The organism is Butyricicoccus sp., assembly GCF_977037065.1.
Map to the genome: position 1 here is coordinate 38,353 of NZ_CDRQNY010000002.1, position 17,500 is coordinate 55,852.

Sequence of the window (17,500 nt, forward strand, 5' to 3'; positions counted from 1 at the left end):
TCACATTTCGTAGGGAAGAAGAATCCAATAAGCAGACAAACAAAATAGCTGTGCACTGGGACATGATTGTTACTTGTAATGCAAAAGCAGGGCAAACATATCATATGAAAGCCGAGTGTAATGGTTTATCTGACGAACTCGAGATTGTTTTAATCTCAGAAGAAGGTTCAAAAGAAGAAACACCGATTATAGACTGGATTACGTCGGCTAAGGGCACATACGGCCAGACCTGGAATGAAATGGTTGATGCTTCCGGCTGCAGTGCAACGCTGAATGGCACAGAACTGTCCGGCACATTCGAGGTCGTAAACGGTGATACCGTCCCGAATATCGGGGACAAATATCGGCTCAAATTTGCGTCGGAGGACGGCAAGTACATCGTGGAAAGCGAGGAGTTTTCTGCAGAAATCCAACCGAAAGCGCTTACAATTACGGCGGAAAGTGCAGAGAAAGTGTACGATGGCGAACCTCTGGTGAAAGATGGCTACATAGCAGGCGCGCTGGTGTCCGACGACGAGACCATCGAGGTGAAGGTTTCTGGCACGCAGATGAATGTAGGAGAAGCGAAAAATGTACCGAGCAATGCTAAAATATGCAAAAACGGTATGGACAAGACGGAAAATTACGCAATCAGCTATGTCAATGGTACGCTGAAAGTTACTCCGCGGGATATTGCGGACGCGCAGATTGATATGAAGCAGACCGAGTATGTGTATAACGAAAGTGCGCATAATCCTAAGCCGATCGTTATGATAAATGGCAAAGAATTGTTAAAAGGTACGGATTTTGAGCTTTCCTACGCCAATAATGTAAACTGCGGTACGGCAACGGTGACAATTAGCGGTAAGGGTAATTACACCGGAAAAGTTGAGGAAACGTTCCAAATCACGCAGAAAATACAGGAAAAGGACGTGGATTACAAGGTTGCGCTGCCTGCGAATTCAATATATGACGGCAAGCCTCGTGAGGCGTCTGTGTGGACGAAAACAGGCGTTGGCGAGGTCACAGTTTGGTACAACGACAGCACGGCTTTGCCGGTTCATGCCGGAACTTACAACGTGGCGGTCGAGATTGCATCGAGTGCCAATTTTTCTGCGGTCCAACGGATGGATATCGGCAGTTTTTCAATCAATAGGCGCACGATTTCTTTGGATACAACAGCGCTGAAAATTGAAGGCAAGACATACAACGGACGCGATGATGATGCGAAGATTAGCGGTCTGGCGTTCAGCAACCTACCGGATGGCGCGGTACTGAGCGAGGGCACGGATTACACATTCGCTACGCGCTACGCATCTGCTGAAGTCGGCGAGAGGGACGTGACGATTGCAGTTACACTTACGAATGAAAATTACACGCTGAAAGACGGAAACTGCATCGTAAAAGGTAAAATCCTGCCTAAAACAGTCGAACTTGTTGTAATTGCGAAGGATGCAGTTTATACCGGCCTGCCGTACAGCGAGGGCAATCTAACCTGCTCGGGCACATCCGCGCCGACGTATCGCTACTACGCCGACAGCAACGGTACACAGAGCAATCAGCTGGCCGGTGCGCCGATCAACGCTGGAACTTACTGGGTGGAAGCGTATGCACCGGAAACGAGCAGTACGGCTTCCGCAACCTCGCAAGCGGTTCAGTTTCATATTGAAAAAGCACCGCTGTGTATTCGTGCTAAGGATAAAACCATAACCTATGGAGAAACGTTAAGTGATAATGGTGCGGAAATCAACGGATTCGTGAATAATGAGAACGAAACTGTGCTTTCGGGTCTGAACTATGCGTTTGGCTATGCGCAGTTTAGCGATATTGGAACTTATACGATTATTCCGATGGATGCACAAGCCGAAAATTACAAAATTACATACGAAAACGGCGTGTTGACCGTACAGCCGAAGCCTGTTGAGATAAAATGGAACAGCGAGAGTATTTTCTATTATGATGGTACGCCGAAGTTGGTTACGGCTGAAGCGATTGGCGCGGTGAACGGAGATGCGCTTACTGTCATAATCGAGGACGGCAGCCGGACCGAAATCGGGTCGTACACCGCACGCGCGGTCGCTCTGGCAGGCGGAAAGGCGGACAACTATGTGCTGCCCGAGGCACAAACCTTCTCGTTTCAGATCAAGAAGGCGCTCGAGACGGCAACTGTCACGCCGAGTACCGTTACTGCCGTAATCGACGGCCTGACGATTCGACTGACCGGCTTTGCGACCGAGCCGATCACGGTTTCTGCGCCGGATGCCGTGGCCGCGGGCGATACGCTGACCATCCATGGCGTGACGTACACGATCGACCGTTCCGCAGTGGATATGCGCCGCACGGAGATCGCGTTCGTGTTTGCGGACAGCAGTGCGCAGACCAACGTTTACGGCGCGGGAGATATCGGAACGGCGTTTCCGACCGACAGTAAGCGCGGATACACGTTTGACGGGTGGAAAATCGGTGATAAAACGTACACGACGCTGACGGAGGAAGCGCTTACTAAACTGAACGGCACGCAGACTGCAGCACCGGTGTTCACCGCTCAGCAGAGTGGCGGAACGAGCGGCAGTGGTGGCGGCGGTCCGGTCCGCACGCCGACCGGTGCGGTGACTGCGGCTAAGAGTGAGCACGGCGAGGTCTCAATCACGCCGAAAAACGCAGCCAAAGGCAGCACAGTGATGATTAAAGCTGTGCCAAAGGAAGGCTATGCGCTCAAAACAATCGCGGTTACCGACCAGAACGGCAAGCCGGTCGCAGTGACGGAGAAGGACGGTCAGTTTACATTCGTCATGCCTGCGTGCAATGTCACGCTTACGCCTATTTTCGAGAGACAGCCTGCTCAAAATGTGCGCTTCGATGACATCAAGCCAACCGAGTGGTACGCCGATGCCGTGCGCTGTGTTGTGGAAAAGGGTCTGATGAGCGGCACAGGTACGGATGCGTTCTCGCCGGATGGCACGACCACGCGCGGTATGCTGATGACGATTCTCGCACGGTATGCGGGTGCGGATACGACCGGCGGTGCAAACTGGTACGAGAAGGGTATGGCGTGGGCGCAGTCGGCAGGCATTTCGGATGGCCGCGCGCCGGAGGCTGGCATTACACGAGAGCAGCTCGTCACCATGCTGTACCGCTATGCGGATGTCCACGAAGCCGGCGGCACACTGGATGCCTTTGCAGACGCAGATACCGTCAGCGCCTACGCGGTCGATGCTATGCGATGGGCGGCAGCGAACGGAATCGTCAACGGCTCGCACGGCAGGCTGAATCCACAGGGGAATGCCACCCGCGCACAGGCCGCGGCAATGCTGATGCGGTTCTGTGAAAAGATGGAACGATAATACATTATGCCGCGCATGTCGGAGAACGCTGTGCGCGGCGTAAATTTTCGGGTCTAAAAATTTTTTGAAATTTTTTCAGAAAATGTGTTGACAGATTCGTAATTCTGTTATATACTAAACAAGTCGTCAGGGATGAGACAACGACGACAACGACCCGATGGAAGTTTAGCTCAGCTGGGAGAGCATCTGCCTTACAAGCAGAGGGTCACAGGTTCGAGCCCTGTAACTTCCACCATGGAGCACTCATTGTAAGATGAGTGCTTTTTCTTTGCCTTTTTGCAGCTGGGTTCGTCATGTACCAACCGGCAGAGGGTCACAGGTTCGAGCCCTGTAACTTCCACCAACATGCAGCCCTCTAAGCCATGCGGTTTAGAGGGATTTTGTTTGTTTATTGCAACTTTTTATGCACTCTACTCGGTTAACGGGTAGAGTGTACTTTTTTGTAAAATGCGCTGCATCAGGCTATTTTCGGCTGTTTGATGTGTCACCTGTTTCCTACGGATTTCTTCTTTGCCTTGCGCTGCTGTGCGTGCTGGAAGTTGATAACCTTGAGCGATGCCTCGGCAAAGGCATCGACGGACAGGTGAGTGTAGATCTGCGACGTCATGGCAATCGACTGGTGACCCGGAAGATCCTTTGCGACATTAAGCGGGACACCGGCGGACTGCAGGTCGGTCGCATAAGTGTGTCGCAGGCAGTATGGCGTGAGATCGTCAGCCACGACGGACGTTTCAGAGGCGATCGCGCCGTGTACCATCTGTGCGCCCATATCGAGATCAAGCGCCTGCTTGATCGAGTGCCACATCTGCTTCATGGACGTTTCGGTGTGCGGTCTGCCGGTAGTCGGCTGCATAAAAAGATAGCCGCTACTCTTTTCCTCGACCTCGTGCCAGAGATCGCGCGCGGTCTTTACCCGGACGGAGTACCGCTTGCCATTATAGCTAAACGTTTTGCGGAAACATCCGTCTAATGTGCTTGTTTTTATTGTAAAACATCTTTGGTTGTAAAATAAGAGGGTAGAATGCACTCGCTAACGCTCATCGGTTGCAGCCGGTGGGCGTAATTCTTATATTTAGAACGCGCGTATCAGTACGCGCGGGATACCGATAATACGGTATCTTTCCGGGTCGGTGACTTCGATCCGTCCGGGCGGGTAAGACGGGTTTCAGGGGCACAAGCTCCAGCCAATCCTCGTTCTGAGCGTAGTTGATGCGTTTGATGGTCATTTCGTCATCGCCATAGCTGATGATTCCGATCTCGCCGCTGTGGTTCATGGTGTTCTGCTTGAGCACCAGCACGATATCACCATCACGGAAATCAGGATACATACTGTCACCGCGGACATGCATAGCGCAGAAATCCTCCAGCTTGCGGCCTTTGAGATAGGTGTCGGGAACTTCGACCATTTTCTCTTTTGATTCGTTCTCCTAATGTCAGAACAAACACCCTTACTTTATATCAAACATTCGATTGCTTGTGATTAGTGTACCACCTGTGTGATTATAAATCACACAAGAAGGTGTAAAACATAAACGCCTGAACCAATCAGGAACTCCGTCAGGGGGGGCAAGAACGACCTGATGCGGATGTATTCGAACATGGTATTGCTGACACTGGAGCAAGTCGCAAAAATCTACGGTTTTACCGACAAGCACAAAGCCAAGCGCATAATTGGCGCACCGAGAGTGTCCGGCGAGCATCGCGTGACGCGTACTATCTTGGCGACGTTGCGACCGACATCGTCAAGCGGCGTATTGGCATTGTACGATAAAATGCACAAGAAAGAAGAAGATTCAATGTAAAACAACAACTTCGCAGCCAATCTGGCTGCAGTCGAGAAGCACAGCTGCGGCATCAAGCCGAGCAAGCGTTTTCACTTCTGCTGGACAGAGGAGCAGCTCGAGCAGCTGGTCGCTCTGTGGGATACGGCATCAAGAACCTGTGGAAAGGCAACCGTCCGCAGATGCGTTATCCGGTCCTCTATGACGGCGATGGCACCCGCCCGTCCGGTGAGCCGTTCGGCCCGGAGTGCAAGGGCCACTGGGTCATCACCGCCTCCGGCAAGCAGAAGCCGCAGTGCGTGCATATTTCCAACGTCCATGCCGACCTGCTGCCGACCGACGTTTACTCCGGTATGTATGCCCACGTGACCGTCAACTTCTTCCCGTATGACGCTTCCGGCAACCGCGGCGTAGGTTTCGGTCTGGGCGCGGTATCAGTACGGTGAGGACCTTGTGAAGAAGCCTGCCGAGGCTATGTAGGAGTAAAGCGAAACCTCTCCGAGAACTGGTTTTATGCCGGCTCTTGGAGGGACTGTTTTTATTCAGTTGCCTTCGGCGTATCTCCGTCAAAGATTACATGAGCAAAGCGGAAACGCTGCGTAACATCAGGGTACTTCTCGTGATCCACCTCGGAGGCGAACATATCATACGGCCGCGCGTAGATTTTGAAGTCGCCGTAGAGCGCCTGATAGATCACCAGCGGTTCGCCGGTTTCCGTGTGCGTGGCGATAGCGAGTACCTGATATAGTTTGTTTTTGAAGTGCAGGTATTTCTCACCGACCAGAATTTTTCTTGAAGCCATTCATATTTCCTCCAATCCTATGTTTTTATTATAACAGAGAGGAGGGCAAAGAAAAAGAGCACACCCACAATCAGGTGTGCTCTATTCTGATGGTTAATGCGAAAACATTCCGAACTATGAAAACAGTTTGTATCTTCGCATTATGGTGGAGCGCTTGCGTCCAAATCCGAACCGTTTATATCGTCCAAAGTAATTGTTTCCGTTCCGTCTTGATAGTTAAAGGTCAGAATGATTTTATCATCGTACACATAAACCGCGTTGACAAAGCTATCAATCAAGCGCTGCCGCTGCTCCTGCTTGGTAGTATCAATGGCGCGGAAGCGTTGCAGAAAAAATAAAATCTGTTCTCTGCTAAGATGCGGCTTTTGAAGTTCTTCCTGTAAGATGCTGACCGTCAACCGTTCCTTGGTGGCTTCCAGCTCCTCCAACCGCTGTTTTGTAGACACGGTGAAAATTCCCTGCTGAATGGCGTTCAACATATTTTGTATGCCTTGCTCGGTCTGCGCCAACTGTGCCTTTAGAACGGGCAGAGAGGTATTTTCCCGCGCTTGCACATCAAGCACCATGTTTGCGATTGCGTCAAGCGTTGTATCATCAAATATCATCTGCATGGTACGCTCGACCACCAGATTTTCTATCCAGTCCTTTTTTACCGCCTTTTTGGTGCAGCCGGTTTTCCGCTTTGCGCTTCCGCACTTGTAATAGTAGTGCTTCTTCCCGGTATGGCTTGTACCGCTTTCGCCTACCATCAGCCGCCCACACTTGCCGCAAAACAGCTTCGTTGTCAGCAAAAAGGCTTCATCCGCTTTACTCATAGCCGGGGCGCGTTTGTTCCGTGCTATGCGTGCTTGTACCCGGTCAAATAGTTCCTGCGGAACAATGGCAGGAACGCCGCCGGGGATAACTACATCTTGATACCGATACTCGCCTATGTACTTTCTGTTTTTCAAGATGGCGTTGAAGCTGCCTAAACTGTACGGCTTGTTGTGCTTGGTCTGCAACCCTCGCTCATTGAGAGATTCCACGATAGCACGGACGGTTTCGCCATCGGCATAGCGGGTAAAAATCTCCAACACCACGGGCGCGGTCATGGGGTCAACCGCCAATCGTTTATCACTTCCCAACACATACCCCAACGGAATACCGCCGCCGTTGTTCAACCCCTTTAGGGCGTTTTCTTTCTGCCCTCGGTGTATCTTCTCGGACAGTTCAACGGAATAAAACTCGGCGTACCCCTCTAACAGACTTTCCAGCAAAATACCAGTGCTGTCCTCTGCAATAGCCTCTTTTGCCGATACCACCTTAACGCCGTTTTTCTTCAAAATGGCTTTGTAGTGGGCGCTGTCATAGCGGTTTCTGGCGAACCTGTCCAACTTCCAAACAAGGACAATATCGAACAGGCCATTTACGCTGTCCTTAATCATGCGTTGGAAATCCGGGCGGTTATCTGTTTTCGCGGACAATGCACGGTCAATATAGGTGCTTAACACCGTTATGCCGTTGCGCTCGGCGTATTCCTTGCACTCCCGAAGCTGCCCCTCTATGCTTTCCTCACGCTGACTATCGGAAGAATAGCGGGCGTAAATCACAGCTTTCATACTTGCACAACCTTTCGTTACTCTGTGGGTGGCTTGCCCGCCTCACTGGTGGGCGTTTCCCTTGATGTCCTGCCATTCAAAAATCTCCGTTTGTCAAGGTCTGGCGCAGCCAGTTCATTTTAACCTTGACGGGCGGAGATCTTTTGAATATTCTCCGCAAGGGGAAACTCCCGCCTTATTTTCGCTGTTCTTCCAACAGCTTTGTCAGTGTTTCCCGCAATTTTTCACTGACCGGGGAAGTCGGGTCAAAGCACATATCTACAAACTGCCGTAGTTCCTTGTTGTCCTGTGTAATAGCTTCCACCACTTTCGGCTTATGCTCATATAGCTTTCCCTCCGGCTGCTCCGTTCTGGCAAAGATATAATCTAAAGAAACATCAAAAAAATCGGCATACCACCGCAAAATCTTTAGCGGCGGAGAGGACTGCCCGTTTTCATAGCGGTTCACACTGGCTTGTGTTGCGCCCATCAGCGCGGCCAATTTAGCCTGTGACACGCCGACACTTTCTCGCAGAGATTTAAGCCGCTGCGCTACCTCTTGCATAGTCAACACTCCTTTCTTGTTTTATTATGATACAATATACGAGTTAAATAGTCAACACGAATACAGCATAAAATGAGGCGGTCAGAATAAATACTCTGACCGCCTCTGAAACAATAAAGGCTTATTTAGAAAATGCTCGATACAGGAAGGTCACAATCTGGGCGCGGGTGCAAGTGGTATCGGGGGAGAAAGTTGTTTTGCTTGTGCCGCTTGTCACGCCTTTTTCAACCGCCCAATCAACAGCGGGGGCATAAATCGTGGTAGTGGCTACATCGGTAAAGCTGCTGCTTTTTGTCGCAGCGGGGAAGCCTGTCGCACGCCAGATATAAAGAACCGCCGAACTGCGAGTGCAAGGGGTATTTCCATTGAAAACAGTGCTATCTCTGGAAACGATATTATTTTCTTTCGCCCACAACGCGGCCTTATAAAAATAGTCGCTTTCCTTTATGTCGGTGAATGTGTTCGTCTTGCTAGTCGGTTCGGGCGAACCCTGTGACCGCCAGAGGAAAGTCAAAATCTGCGCCGTAGTGCAGGTGCTATTCGGGGAAAAGGTTGTTTTAGATGTTCCTGCTGTGATACTCTTATCAACCGCCCAAGCCACCGAGTTCGCATAATAGGCGTTTGCGGCTACATCGGTAAAGGTCGGGGTTGCAGGAGAGTTGGCAGATTCAGGAGTATTCGGTGTATTACCGGCAAACGGATTGGAAGCGGCAGTATTTCCGGTAACATAAAAATATATTGCACCAGCATCAACTTCGCTTGGACTGCTTCCCCAACTGTCGTTATCCGGAAGATTTGCCAATATCAAATCTATCTTTGCAAGATATTCCGTATCCGATAGCTTGACAGATGTCAGCCCGGGAAAGAGCACCGTATTCGCCTCTGTTGCGTAGCAAGTTCCGTTCTTGAACGCTAAGTCAATCGAAATATAGTCCGATGTCAGAATACCATCCGGCAGCTCGATGTTCGTGCCTTCTGGAACGGCATAAATCGTAGCTGCTTTGGCAAAGAAATAGTCGCGTAGATAAGACTGTGCCGAACCAAAATAATCCTCGTTAATGGGTTCGCCACCGATAAATACCGATACAGAATCCATGTTGATTTTTTCCAGTTCTGAGCGCGAAATGGTGTAAAGAATAGGTTTTGAGAGGGTGTAAGTGCCGTTTGCGTCTGTAATCGTAGTGTCACCCGCTTTGTTTGCGGCAAATGCGGGAACAGTCAGACTGAAACAGAGCGCTAATGCGAGTGCAAGGGATAGCAGTTTTTTCATGTGGGTCACTCCTGTCTTTTAATTTGTCCTCTCATCATACCATAAATATATGGGAAAATCAACGACATATCGTTAGCTGTTTAAGCGGATAACCTTATAGACTGATTACAATACTAATCTGTATAAAGGTGTTGTAAAATGTGAATGTAAGAGATGCGGTAAAGCAGCGAATCCTTGATTTGTGCGAAGCCAACAATATAACAATCAATAAACTGGCTCTGGAATCCGGTTTAACGCAATCGACTTTGAATAGCATCATCAATACCGGGAGTAACAATCCAACATTGACAACCATCGCAAAAATATGTGTTGGGCTGAAAATTACAGTTCGTGAGTTTTTTGATGATGCTTTGTTTGAAAACATAGAGCAGGAAATTGGGTAAATAAAAGATGAATAATAAAAATCCTGATATTGCTAACGAACAAGCGCTTTTAATCAATTTTATTAAAGATAGCGAACGCACACAAGAAGATACACTCAAAATATTTCAGGAAAAAGTTGAGAACATAGTATCTCGCGGTATAGATTCAGGTGAATCTGCAAATGATGAGAAAGAAGCGTTAAGTAAAGCAATAGAGGCACTTTATCGGGAGGCTTCCGTTATTCAAAAGCCTTTCGGAAAAACGGTCGAAGCTATTATGATAGAAAAAGGGCTCACAAAGATATGGCACGGAAAAACCATTCTAGATGTTCCGAAAGCTACGGAGTTGACGGGTCTAAACGCCAATGTATTTCGCACTAATATGCACAGATCAGAATGTGTTGTAGACATGGGAACAGTTATATCAATGTGCATTGGATTTAAGCTAAGTCCAATTCTTACAGATAGGTTATTACAATCTGCGGGATTGGCTTTCCGTCTGGATAATCCGGAACATCTTGCTTATCTCTTTTTGTTGGAATATTGCATGGATTATAGTATTGAGCAGTGTAACAAAATATTAGAAAAATTGGGTATTCCCAAAACGAAGCGATTAGGTTCCTATGGCAGAGAAAAAAACGGAGAAAGCATGGAATATAAAAAACGCAATAAAGAGCCTAAATAGGAAGTCGTCCGATATAACGGACGACTTCCTTGTTTTTTTGTAGAAAATGCCGAATTTCACCGAAAGAATTATATTCCCCGAAAACGCTGCTTTTGATGGCTTTTTGCCATATCAAAAACAGCGTTTTCCTTGTGATAGGGCAATTCCATATGTATTCGCTCAATTACTGCGCCAGATAAAAATTTGGACTACAATACACTTACCAGCTGGACAACAGAGATGATGGCCCATCAAATGAAAATTATGTAGCTGTCCTATCGGCTCGACGGGGAGAAAGGTGCTTAAAATGTCAAGAAATAAGAAACTCACTTCGATTCAATTCATTCCGGTAGGAACTAAGGAGGAACAGAAGTTTCTCGTCCTGTATGCTGACGAGGCCGCAACTGCGCAGTACTTGGCTGGAACTATCAATGATGATACGCGGTTTACGGCGTTCTGTATTCCAACAGCGAATATGTCCACAGATTCCATGACGATTCTTATGGAAGATGGCGTAGTGCGGAAAGTAATTTCCAGTAGCGAAAACTAATTTGTAAACCAGCTGTCCTATCCGGCTTGACGGGGAGAAAGGAGCATACAGTGCCCTACAAACTGAATGTTGATCTGACTGCTGTTAACGGCAGGGACTTCGCCATTTTGACGGGGAAAGCCGATATTTTTTCATACGGAAGCGATGGAAAACGCGCTTCAGAGGAAGCTATCGGGGTTAAGCTGACCGTGGCGCTGCAAGGCGCGCGCCTCGCCCCTCTTACGGTCAAGTTTGATTATGATCCGCTGCCCAAAGTGACTGATGAAGAAATTGAGGAAGCTGTTATGAACTGTAAGCCCTTGTTTGTGCAGATTCCCGACTGTGCTGTGAGCCTTTTTTCCAGCAATGGTAGTGGTATCGGTATGACCGCTACCGCCCAGACCGCCCAGATCGTTACCCTTAACAGCAAATAAAAATATAGGGCAGACATAGGGTTTCCTATGTCTGCCCGGAAAGGAATTTTGCATGGAGCAAGTAAAAAATCTAATATTTCAAAATGATAATTTCACTTTCTATGCTGTTGCACTTGCCCTCACCTTGACTGTGGTTATCTGCCTTATTCAAGTCATTCGTACACCGCCGCTTTTGAAACGACGATTTGACCGCGCTGTGCGATGCTGCGGATTGCATAACGCGCAAAACGAATACCCTGCGCTAGTCAGCGTTAAACGCGATAAAGGCAAGCCCCACGGCTTGATTTTGAAGGTCAATAACAAGGGGTTGTCGCTGCCGGATTTTAACAGCCATTATGAGCGACTGCGGGTAATAATGGGCGGAATTTTCCGCATGGAGTACGGGCGTAATATAAACTATACCCTTTTGTACTTTCTTCCGCAAAAATATATTCGCCCCGCCTTATTCACGCCCGACGATTCCGCTTCGGGCAGTATTGATGTAAAACACATAATCAATATGCTTATCGTTGGTGCGACTGGCACAGGGAAAACCGTTGCCCTTAAAATTCTGCTTACGAAGATTGCACGCTTTCAGCCGGACGCGAAAATCTGGTTACTTGATTTCAAGCAATTTGACTTTCGAAGTCTTTCTGACAAGCCCAGATATTATGGCTATGCAGACTGTCTACAAGGCTTGGAAGATTACTATGCGGCGTTCAAGCAACAGCAGGAAAACAGCACAGCGGGTGCGCCCCAATATCTTATTATTGATGAGTGGGGCAGCTTTCTTCTATCCTTGGATAAGAAAACCGCTGAGCAGGCAAAGGCGAGGCTCGCGGAGCTGCTCATGCTAGGGCGGGCATATCGCTTCTTTCCTATTATCGGAATCCAAAGGCCGGACGCGACTTATTTTGCCGGGGCGAGAGATAACTTTCAATGCTGTCTTGCCCTTGGCAATCTTAGCCGTGAGGGGCGGAGAATGCTCTTCCCGGATGAAGTTGCAGAATCCATTACACAGTGCAGCAAGCGCGAGGGGCATCTTTATATTGATGGCGTTGGTATCGAGAAAATCAGAATTGCAGAGGTGCAGAGCATGGATGCTTTGGACAAGGCGATTCAAGAGGCAATGAGCCGTTAAAACGGGCGGAGCGGGCGGCGAAGCAGCGCGAGAGCCGCCGAACCGCCCGCCGCCGCAGGCGGCTTAACTTGATATTTTATGAACATTGACAGAATCCCGGATGTGCGGCCAGACAGGGCGGAAACGCCTGTGACGGTCAAACGATGCGGGAATGTGATTGAAGTTCGCTATATGCGTTCCACTCCATGTGCTGTCATTGAAAAGGTAAACGCCGACTTATATGTTGATAAGCGAACGGGCGAAGTCAAAGAGTTCTGTCATTCCGCAAACCGGGCAGACAGCAAAGCCAGTGTTGCACAATCGCTCCGCAAGCTGCGCGACTTAATCAATGCCAATCTAACAGCCCCGGAAACGGCATTGTGGGTAACGCTGACATATAAAGAAAATATGCGGGATGAAAGGCGTGTCTACGAGGATTTCCGCCGTTTCTGGCAGCGGTTTCGGTACTATCTCAAAAAGCATGAATACCAACCTGCGGAATATATCACAGCAGCAGAACCGCAAGGGCGGGGCGCATGGCATTTGCATTGCCTCTTTCTGTTCCCGAAAAAAGCACCTTTCATTCCTAATGCAGATATGGCGCGGATTTGGGGGCATGGATTTACCAAGACCAAAAGCCTACAAGAAATTGACAACCCCGGCTTGTACCTAACCGCATATCTGGGCGATATGGAATTATCGGAAGCGCTCCGCGTCGGAAATGCAAAAGGACAGATAGCCGAGGCGGAAATAACAGACGAACAAGGCAAGCACCGAAAGAAAGCAATTATCAAAGGGGCGCGGCTGCACCTGTACCCGCCCGGCTTTAATCTGTACCGGGCAAGCCGGGGGGTGAAAAGGCCGGAAATATGGCAGACAACGGAAGCCGAAGCGCAAGCATTGGTACACGGCGCACCGCTCACCTATGAAAAGACAATCTCCATTACCGATGAAGCCGGGGCAGTCAAAAACATTATCAACTATCGACAATACAATAGTGCCTCAAAGGAGGGAGGCCAGATTGACACAGCGCAAGAAGCAATACCATCCAAAGATACCTGACTATGAGTTAGAGGCGATTGCCCGCTGTCTGCTCCCGGATATGCAAAGCTATTTTAAAAGTGACGAGGGCAAACGGGCCTTTGCCGAATGGCAAGCACAGCAGCAAGAACAGGGGGATAATCCCCAATAACAGCGGCGGCAGTATGTACCACACATACCGCCGCCGTTTTGCGTTACACTATTTCGTCTAAATAAATGATAAATCCGAACCCATTCCCTACCGGAAAAAGGTTCGGATTATCTTGATTTGGTGGACTTGAAGGGGATCGAACCCTCGACCTCTCGGATGCGAACCGAACGCTCTCCCAAACTGAGCTACAAGCCCGAATATATGTTGTCAAGAAAAGTGTTTTGACCAAACTCAACTGAACAGGGAAGGCGGGGACTGCTTTCCGCACCGCTTTCAACTGCGCTAATCGCCCAAATGTCAACTTTTTGCAAGCAATTTACCGATCAAACCAAACTCTATTCGTTTAATTAGCTAAACTACCCTTGACAATTATTAATTATAACGGTAGAATAATTTCATGTCAAGCACTTTTTCCGGTGCAAAGCAAAAACAGCGTGCAGCAGCCAGCTGTGCCAAAAGGAGAATTTAACATGAAAAACAGCGAAAAAACAATGGAAAAGATCGTAGCGCTCTGCAAGGGCCGCGGCTTCGTATACTCCGGCTCGGAGATTTACGGCGGTCTTGCAAACACCTGGGACTACGGTCCGCTCGGCGTTGAGTTCAAGAACAACGTCAAGGCAGCATGGCGCAAGAAATTTGTGCAGGAGAGCCAGTACAATGTAGGTCTTGACTCCGCGATCCTGATGAACCCGATGACCTGGGTTGCTTCCGGTCATGTTGGCGGCTTCTCTGACCCGCTGATGGACTGCAAGGAGTGCAAGGAGCGTTTCCGTGCCGACAAGGTAATTGAGGATTGGTGTGCTGAGAACAACTACGATCTCGGCAAGAGTGTTGACGCACTCAGCCAGGCTGAGATGAAGGCATTCATTGATGAGCATGAGATCGCATGCCCGACCTGCGGCAAGCACAACTGGACCGACATCCGTCAGTTCAATCTGATGTTCAAGACCTTCCAGGGCGTTACCGAGAACGCGAAGAACGAGCTGTATCTGCGTCCGGAGACCGCACAGGGCATCTTCGTAAACTTCCAGAACATCCAGCGCACCACCCGTAAGAAGATTCCGTTCGGCGTTGGTCAGGTAGGCAAGTCCTTCCGCAACGAGATTACCCCGGGCAACTTCACCTTCCGTACCCGCGAGTTTGAGCAGATGGAACTGGAGTTCTTCTGCAAGCCGGGCACCGACCTTGAGTGGTTCAAGTACTGGAAGGATTACTGCCACAACTTCCTGCTGTCTCTCGGCATGAAGGACGAGAACCTGCGTCTGCGCGACCACGATCCGGAGGAGCTGTCTCACTACTCCAACGCTACCACCGATATCGAGTTTATGTTCCCGTTTGGCTGGGGCGAGCTGTGGGGCATTGCCGACCGCACCAATTTCGACCTGACCCAGCATCAGAACACCTCGGGTGTTTCGATGGAATACTTCGATCAGGAAGCAAATGAGAAGTATATTCCGTATGTTATCGAGCCTTCGCTTGGTGCTGACCGTGTTGCGCTGGCCTTCCTGTGCGACGCTTACGACGAGGAAGTCGTAGGTCAGGACAAGAACGGCAAGGACGATGTTCGTACCGTTCTGCGTCTGCATCCGGCTCTGGCACCGTTCAAGGCTGCTGTACTGCCGCTGTCCAAGAAGCTGACCGACAAGGCTATGCCGATCTGGCAGGAGCTGGCTAAGCAGTTCTCTGTTGATTTTGACGATGCAGGCTCTATCGGTAAGCGCTACCGCCGTGAGGACGAGATCGGTACGCCGTACTGCGTAACCGTCGATTTCGAGACCGAGCAGGATGGCTGCGTAACCGTTCGTGACCGTGACACTATGGAGCAGGAGCGCATCAAGATTGAGGAAGTTGCTGCTTATATCGCAAAGAAGATCGAGTTCTGATTTTTCGCTGCTGAACATTGATCATCAAAACCGCTGCACAATCCCTGTGCGGCGGTTTTCTTTTATTTGGATGGCGAACAGGAAACACCACTCCAAAACCTATCGAAAAAATAGGGATTGGGCCATCGGAAATTGGGCAATCTGCCGGAACGAAAAAAGTTTGTCGGAAAGGGTTGACAGGAGAGGGGGTATTTAGTATAATCATAGCAATCCCAGTGAAATAATATGAATTTAGGAGAAGCGGTTATGCGATACTACTTTGAAAAGCTGCTCCGCTCGAATTTCCGATTTGGGCGAATGTGATTCTTCTTTTTATTACAGCAAGTCACAAACAACTTTATGGAATGTATAAAAAGGAGATAATTCATCATGGCAACTATCAAGAATACCGAAAACTGGTCCTTTGAAACCAAGCAGCTGCACATCGGTCAGGAAACCGCTGACCCGGTTACCGATTCCCGTGCAGTTCCGATCTACCAGACCACTTCTTATGTTTTCCATGACAGTCAGCACGCGGCAGACCGTTTCGGTCTGGCTGACGCAGGCAATATCTACGGTCGTCTGACCAATTCTACGCAGGATGTGTTCGAGAAGCGCATTGCAGCGCTCGAGGGTGGTGTTGCTGCTCTGGCTACCGCTTCCGGTGCCGCAGCAATCACTTACACCATTCAGGCACTTGCTCAGGCCGGCGACCACATCGTAGCACAGAAGACCATCTACGGCGGCAGTTATAACCTGCTGGCACACACTCTGCCGCAGTTCGGCGTTGAGACCACCTTCGTTGATGCACATAATCTGGAAGAACTGGAAGGCGCTATCAAGGACAATACTAAGGCTGTTTACATCGAGACTCTCGGCAACCCGAATTCCGATATTCCGGATATCGAGGCTATTGCAAAGATTGCGCACAAGCACGGTCTGCCGCTCGTAATTGACAACACCTTCGGTACTCCGTACCTCATCCGCCCGATCGAGTACGGTGCTGATATCGTTGTTCACTCTGCTACCAAGTTCATCGGCGGTCACGGCACGACCCTCGGTGGTATCATCGTTGATTCCGGCAAGTTCGACTGGAAGGCATCCGGCAAATATGCACCGATTGCTGAGCCGAACCCGAGCTATCACGGCATCTCTTTCGCAGATGCAGTTGGTCCTGCTGCCTTTGTAACCTACATCCGCGCTATCCTGCTGCGTGATACCGGTGCTACCATTTCTCCGTTCAACGCATTCCTGCTGCTGCAGGGCACCGAGACGCTGTCTCTGCGTATCGAGCGTCACGTTGAGAACACCAAGAAGGTTGTTGAATTCCTGACCAATCACCCGCAGGTTGAGCATGTAAACCATCCGTCTCTGCCGAATCATCCGGACCATGCACTGTACGAGAAGTACTTCCCGAACGGCGGTGCGTCCATCTTCACATTTGATATCAAGGGCGGCAAGGAAGCAGCTTTCAAGTTTATCGACAAGCTGCAGATCTTCTCTCTGCTGGCAAACGTTGCTGACGTTAAGAGTTTGGTCATCCATCCGGCAACCACCACTCACTCGCAGCTGACCGCAGAGGAACTGGAGGATCAGGGTATCCATCAGGGCACCATCCGTCTGTCCATTGGCACCGAGAATATCAATGATATTCTGGCTGACCTCGAGCAGGCATTCAACTAAGCAAAGTATCGGTATTCCTATTTACCTCTTACAATTTGATAAGCAAAGCCCGCCGTTCCCGGCGGGCTTTGCTTTTTATTCAACTTTTCGGCTGCTGTGTGGTGTCATCCTGTCGGAAGAGCAGCGAGATACACCATGCTGCCGCCAGTCCGACTAGGGTGTAGACGATGCGGCTGATGGCGCCGGTCTGTCCGCCGCACAGCAGCGCGACCAGATCGAGCTTGAAAATGCCGATCAGTCCCCAGTTCAGACCGCCGATAATCATCAGTATCAGTGCGATTTTGTCGATAAGCATAGAAAAACTCCCCTTTCGGTTTGCATTCAGTATAACCGAAAAGGGGAGTTTCATGCATTTTT

At 49.5% G+C, this 17,500-nt stretch carries 18 protein-coding genes and 2 tRNA genes; 12 read left to right on the forward strand and 8 right to left on the reverse strand.

What is annotated here, in order from left to right:
• Positions 1-104: 104 nt before the first annotated feature.
• Positions 105-3,323 (forward strand): S-layer homology domain-containing protein, encoded by a 3,219-nt coding sequence (locus tag ACWVX6_RS01035; RefSeq protein WP_455152103.1) that lies wholly within the window; start codon positions 105-107, stop codon positions 3,321-3,323.
• Positions 3,324-3,482: 159 nt separating this feature from the next.
• Positions 3,483-3,558, forward strand: a tRNA-Val gene (locus tag ACWVX6_RS01040).
• Between the two features lie 249 nt (positions 3,559-3,807).
• Here ACWVX6_RS01040 and ACWVX6_RS01045 read toward each other — a convergent pair.
• On the reverse strand, positions 3,808-4,350 hold the full coding sequence (locus tag ACWVX6_RS01045) for a tyrosine-type recombinase/integrase (RefSeq protein WP_455152104.1): 543 nt from the start codon (positions 4,348-4,350) through the stop codon (positions 3,808-3,810).
• A gap of 10 nt (positions 4,351-4,360) precedes the next feature.
• Positions 4,361-4,729 carry a S24 family peptidase gene (locus tag ACWVX6_RS01050; RefSeq protein WP_455152105.1) on the reverse strand — a complete coding sequence of 123 codons (369 nt, stop codon included), beginning with the start codon at positions 4,727-4,729 and terminating at the stop codon, positions 4,361-4,363.
• A gap of 192 nt (positions 4,730-4,921) precedes the next feature.
• Here ACWVX6_RS01050 and ACWVX6_RS01055 point away from each other — a divergent pair, with 192 nt between their 5' ends.
• Together ACWVX6_RS01055 and ACWVX6_RS01060 are read left to right on the forward strand one after the other, a co-directional pair.
• Positions 4,922-5,125 carry a hypothetical protein gene (locus ACWVX6_RS01055; protein WP_147356540.1) on the forward strand — a complete coding sequence of 68 codons (204 nt, stop codon included), beginning with the start codon at positions 4,922-4,924 and terminating at the stop codon, positions 5,123-5,125.
• A 116-nt stretch (positions 5,126-5,241) separates the two neighbouring features.
• Positions 5,242-5,550 carry an ssDNA-binding protein gene (locus ACWVX6_RS01060; RefSeq protein ID WP_455152106.1) on the forward strand — a complete coding sequence of 103 codons (309 nt, stop codon included), beginning with the start codon at positions 5,242-5,244 and terminating at the stop codon, positions 5,548-5,550.
• A gap of 92 nt (positions 5,551-5,642) precedes the next feature.
• Here the strand turns inward: ACWVX6_RS01060 and ACWVX6_RS01065 are convergent, their stop codons facing one another.
• The 4 genes from ACWVX6_RS01065 to ACWVX6_RS01080 all read right to left on the reverse strand — a co-directional run bounded on the left by ACWVX6_RS01065 (position 5,643) and on the right by ACWVX6_RS01080 (position 9,318).
• Positions 5,643-5,906 carry a DUF1653 domain-containing protein gene (locus tag ACWVX6_RS01065; protein ID WP_118761239.1) on the reverse strand — a complete coding sequence of 88 codons (264 nt, stop codon included), beginning with the start codon at positions 5,904-5,906 and terminating at the stop codon, positions 5,643-5,645.
• Between the two features lie 140 nt (positions 5,907-6,046).
• Positions 6,047-7,504 (reverse strand): recombinase family protein, encoded by a 1,458-nt coding sequence (locus tag ACWVX6_RS01070; protein WP_455152107.1) that lies wholly within the window; start codon positions 7,502-7,504, stop codon positions 6,047-6,049.
• 175 nt (positions 7,505-7,679) lie between these two features.
• The gene (locus ACWVX6_RS01075) at positions 7,680-8,048 is read right to left on the reverse strand and encodes a helix-turn-helix domain-containing protein (protein ID WP_455152108.1); all 369 of its coding nucleotides are present in this window, start codon (positions 8,046-8,048) and stop codon (positions 7,680-7,682) included.
• A gap of 121 nt (positions 8,049-8,169) precedes the next feature.
• Positions 8,170-9,318 carry an S-layer homology domain-containing protein gene (locus ACWVX6_RS01080; protein WP_455152109.1) on the reverse strand — a complete coding sequence of 383 codons (1,149 nt, stop codon included), beginning with the start codon at positions 9,316-9,318 and terminating at the stop codon, positions 8,170-8,172.
• A 140-nt stretch (positions 9,319-9,458) separates the two neighbouring features.
• On the opposite strand from ACWVX6_RS01080, the gene ACWVX6_RS01085 reads away from it, so the two are divergent.
• The 6 genes from ACWVX6_RS01085 (at position 9,459) to ACWVX6_RS01110 (ending at position 13,598) form a co-directional block, all read left to right on the forward strand.
• Entirely contained in the window at positions 9,459-9,701 is a 243-nt protein-coding gene (locus ACWVX6_RS01085; RefSeq protein WP_081029018.1) for a helix-turn-helix domain-containing protein, read from the forward strand.
• A gap of 7 nt (positions 9,702-9,708) precedes the next feature.
• Positions 9,709-10,365, forward strand: a complete 657-nt coding sequence (locus tag ACWVX6_RS01090) for a hypothetical protein (RefSeq protein WP_009256789.1) — start codon at positions 9,709-9,711, stop codon at positions 10,363-10,365.
• Positions 10,366-10,944: 579 nt separating this feature from the next.
• The gene (locus ACWVX6_RS01095; RefSeq protein WP_118761232.1) at positions 10,945-11,307 is read left to right on the forward strand and encodes a hypothetical protein; all 363 of its coding nucleotides are present in this window, start codon (positions 10,945-10,947) and stop codon (positions 11,305-11,307) included.
• A gap of 52 nt (positions 11,308-11,359) precedes the next feature.
• Positions 11,360-12,427, forward strand: a complete 1,068-nt coding sequence (locus ACWVX6_RS01100; protein ID WP_118761231.1) for an FtsK/SpoIIIE domain-containing protein — start codon at positions 11,360-11,362, stop codon at positions 12,425-12,427.
• A 129-nt stretch (positions 12,428-12,556) separates the two neighbouring features.
• Positions 12,557-13,468: a helitron helicase-like domain-containing protein gene (locus ACWVX6_RS01105; protein ID WP_243105714.1), complete on the forward strand. Its 912-nt coding sequence runs from the start codon at positions 12,557-12,559 to the stop codon at positions 13,466-13,468.
• Positions 13,428-13,598, forward strand: a complete 171-nt coding sequence (locus ACWVX6_RS01110) for a hypothetical protein (protein WP_202183519.1) — start codon at positions 13,428-13,430, stop codon at positions 13,596-13,598. Before ACWVX6_RS01105 ends, ACWVX6_RS01110 begins: the two co-directional genes overlap by 41 nt.
• 118 nt (positions 13,599-13,716) lie before the next feature.
• Here the strand turns inward: ACWVX6_RS01110 and ACWVX6_RS01115 are convergent.
• Positions 13,717-13,793, reverse strand: a tRNA-Ala gene (locus tag ACWVX6_RS01115).
• 275 nt (positions 13,794-14,068) lie between these two features.
• Between ACWVX6_RS01115 and ACWVX6_RS01120 the strand changes: the two genes are divergently transcribed.
• Positions 14,069-15,481, forward strand: coding sequence for a glycine--tRNA ligase (locus ACWVX6_RS01120; protein WP_110436756.1), 1,413 nt, complete (start codon positions 14,069-14,071; stop codon positions 15,479-15,481).
• Positions 15,482-15,850: 369 nt separating this feature from the next.
• The gene (locus tag ACWVX6_RS01125) at positions 15,851-17,143 is read left to right on the forward strand and encodes an O-acetylhomoserine aminocarboxypropyltransferase/cysteine synthase family protein (protein WP_117488003.1); all 1,293 of its coding nucleotides are present in this window, start codon (positions 15,851-15,853) and stop codon (positions 17,141-17,143) included.
• Between the two features lie 79 nt (positions 17,144-17,222).
• Here ACWVX6_RS01125 and ACWVX6_RS01130 read toward each other — a convergent pair whose 3' ends face one another.
• Positions 17,223-17,438, reverse strand: a complete 216-nt coding sequence (locus ACWVX6_RS01130) for a DUF378 domain-containing protein (RefSeq protein WP_118285795.1) — start codon at positions 17,436-17,438, stop codon at positions 17,223-17,225.
• Positions 17,439-17,500 lie beyond the last annotated feature (62 nt).

Bases quoted from the DNA above. Each gene is read 5' to 3' on its own strand.
- ACWVX6_RS01035 (WP_455152103.1), top strand. From the start codon at position 105: ATGAAAGCCGAGTGTAATGGTTTATCTGACGAACTCGAGATTGTTTTA.
- ACWVX6_RS01050 (WP_455152105.1), bottom strand. From the start codon at position 4,729: ATGGTCGAAGTTCCCGACACCTATCTCAAAGGCCGCAAGCTGGAGGAT.
- ACWVX6_RS01055 (WP_147356540.1), top strand. From the start codon at position 4,922: ATGGTATTGCTGACACTGGAGCAAGTCGCAAAAATCTACGGTTTTACC.
- ACWVX6_RS01065 (WP_118761239.1), bottom strand. From the start codon at position 5,906: ATGGCTTCAAGAAAAATTCTGGTCGGTGAGAAATACCTGCACTTCAAA.
- ACWVX6_RS01070 (WP_455152107.1), bottom strand. From the start codon at position 7,504: ATGAAAGCTGTGATTTACGCCCGCTATTCTTCCGATAGTCAGCGTGAG.
- ACWVX6_RS01075 (WP_455152108.1), bottom strand. From the start codon at position 8,048: ATGCAAGAGGTAGCGCAGCGGCTTAAATCTCTGCGAGAAAGTGTCGGC.
- ACWVX6_RS01080 (WP_455152109.1), bottom strand. From the start codon at position 9,318: ATGAAAAAACTGCTATCCCTTGCACTCGCATTAGCGCTCTGTTTCAGT.
- ACWVX6_RS01090 (WP_009256789.1), top strand. From the start codon at position 9,709: ATGAATAATAAAAATCCTGATATTGCTAACGAACAAGCGCTTTTAATC.
- ACWVX6_RS01100 (WP_118761231.1), top strand. From the start codon at position 11,360: ATGGAGCAAGTAAAAAATCTAATATTTCAAAATGATAATTTCACTTTC.
- ACWVX6_RS01120 (WP_110436756.1), top strand. From the start codon at position 14,069: ATGAAAAACAGCGAAAAAACAATGGAAAAGATCGTAGCGCTCTGCAAG.
- ACWVX6_RS01125 (WP_117488003.1), top strand. From the start codon at position 15,851: ATGGCAACTATCAAGAATACCGAAAACTGGTCCTTTGAAACCAAGCAG.
- ACWVX6_RS01130 (WP_118285795.1), bottom strand. From the start codon at position 17,438: ATGCTTATCGACAAAATCGCACTGATACTGATGATTATCGGCGGTCTG.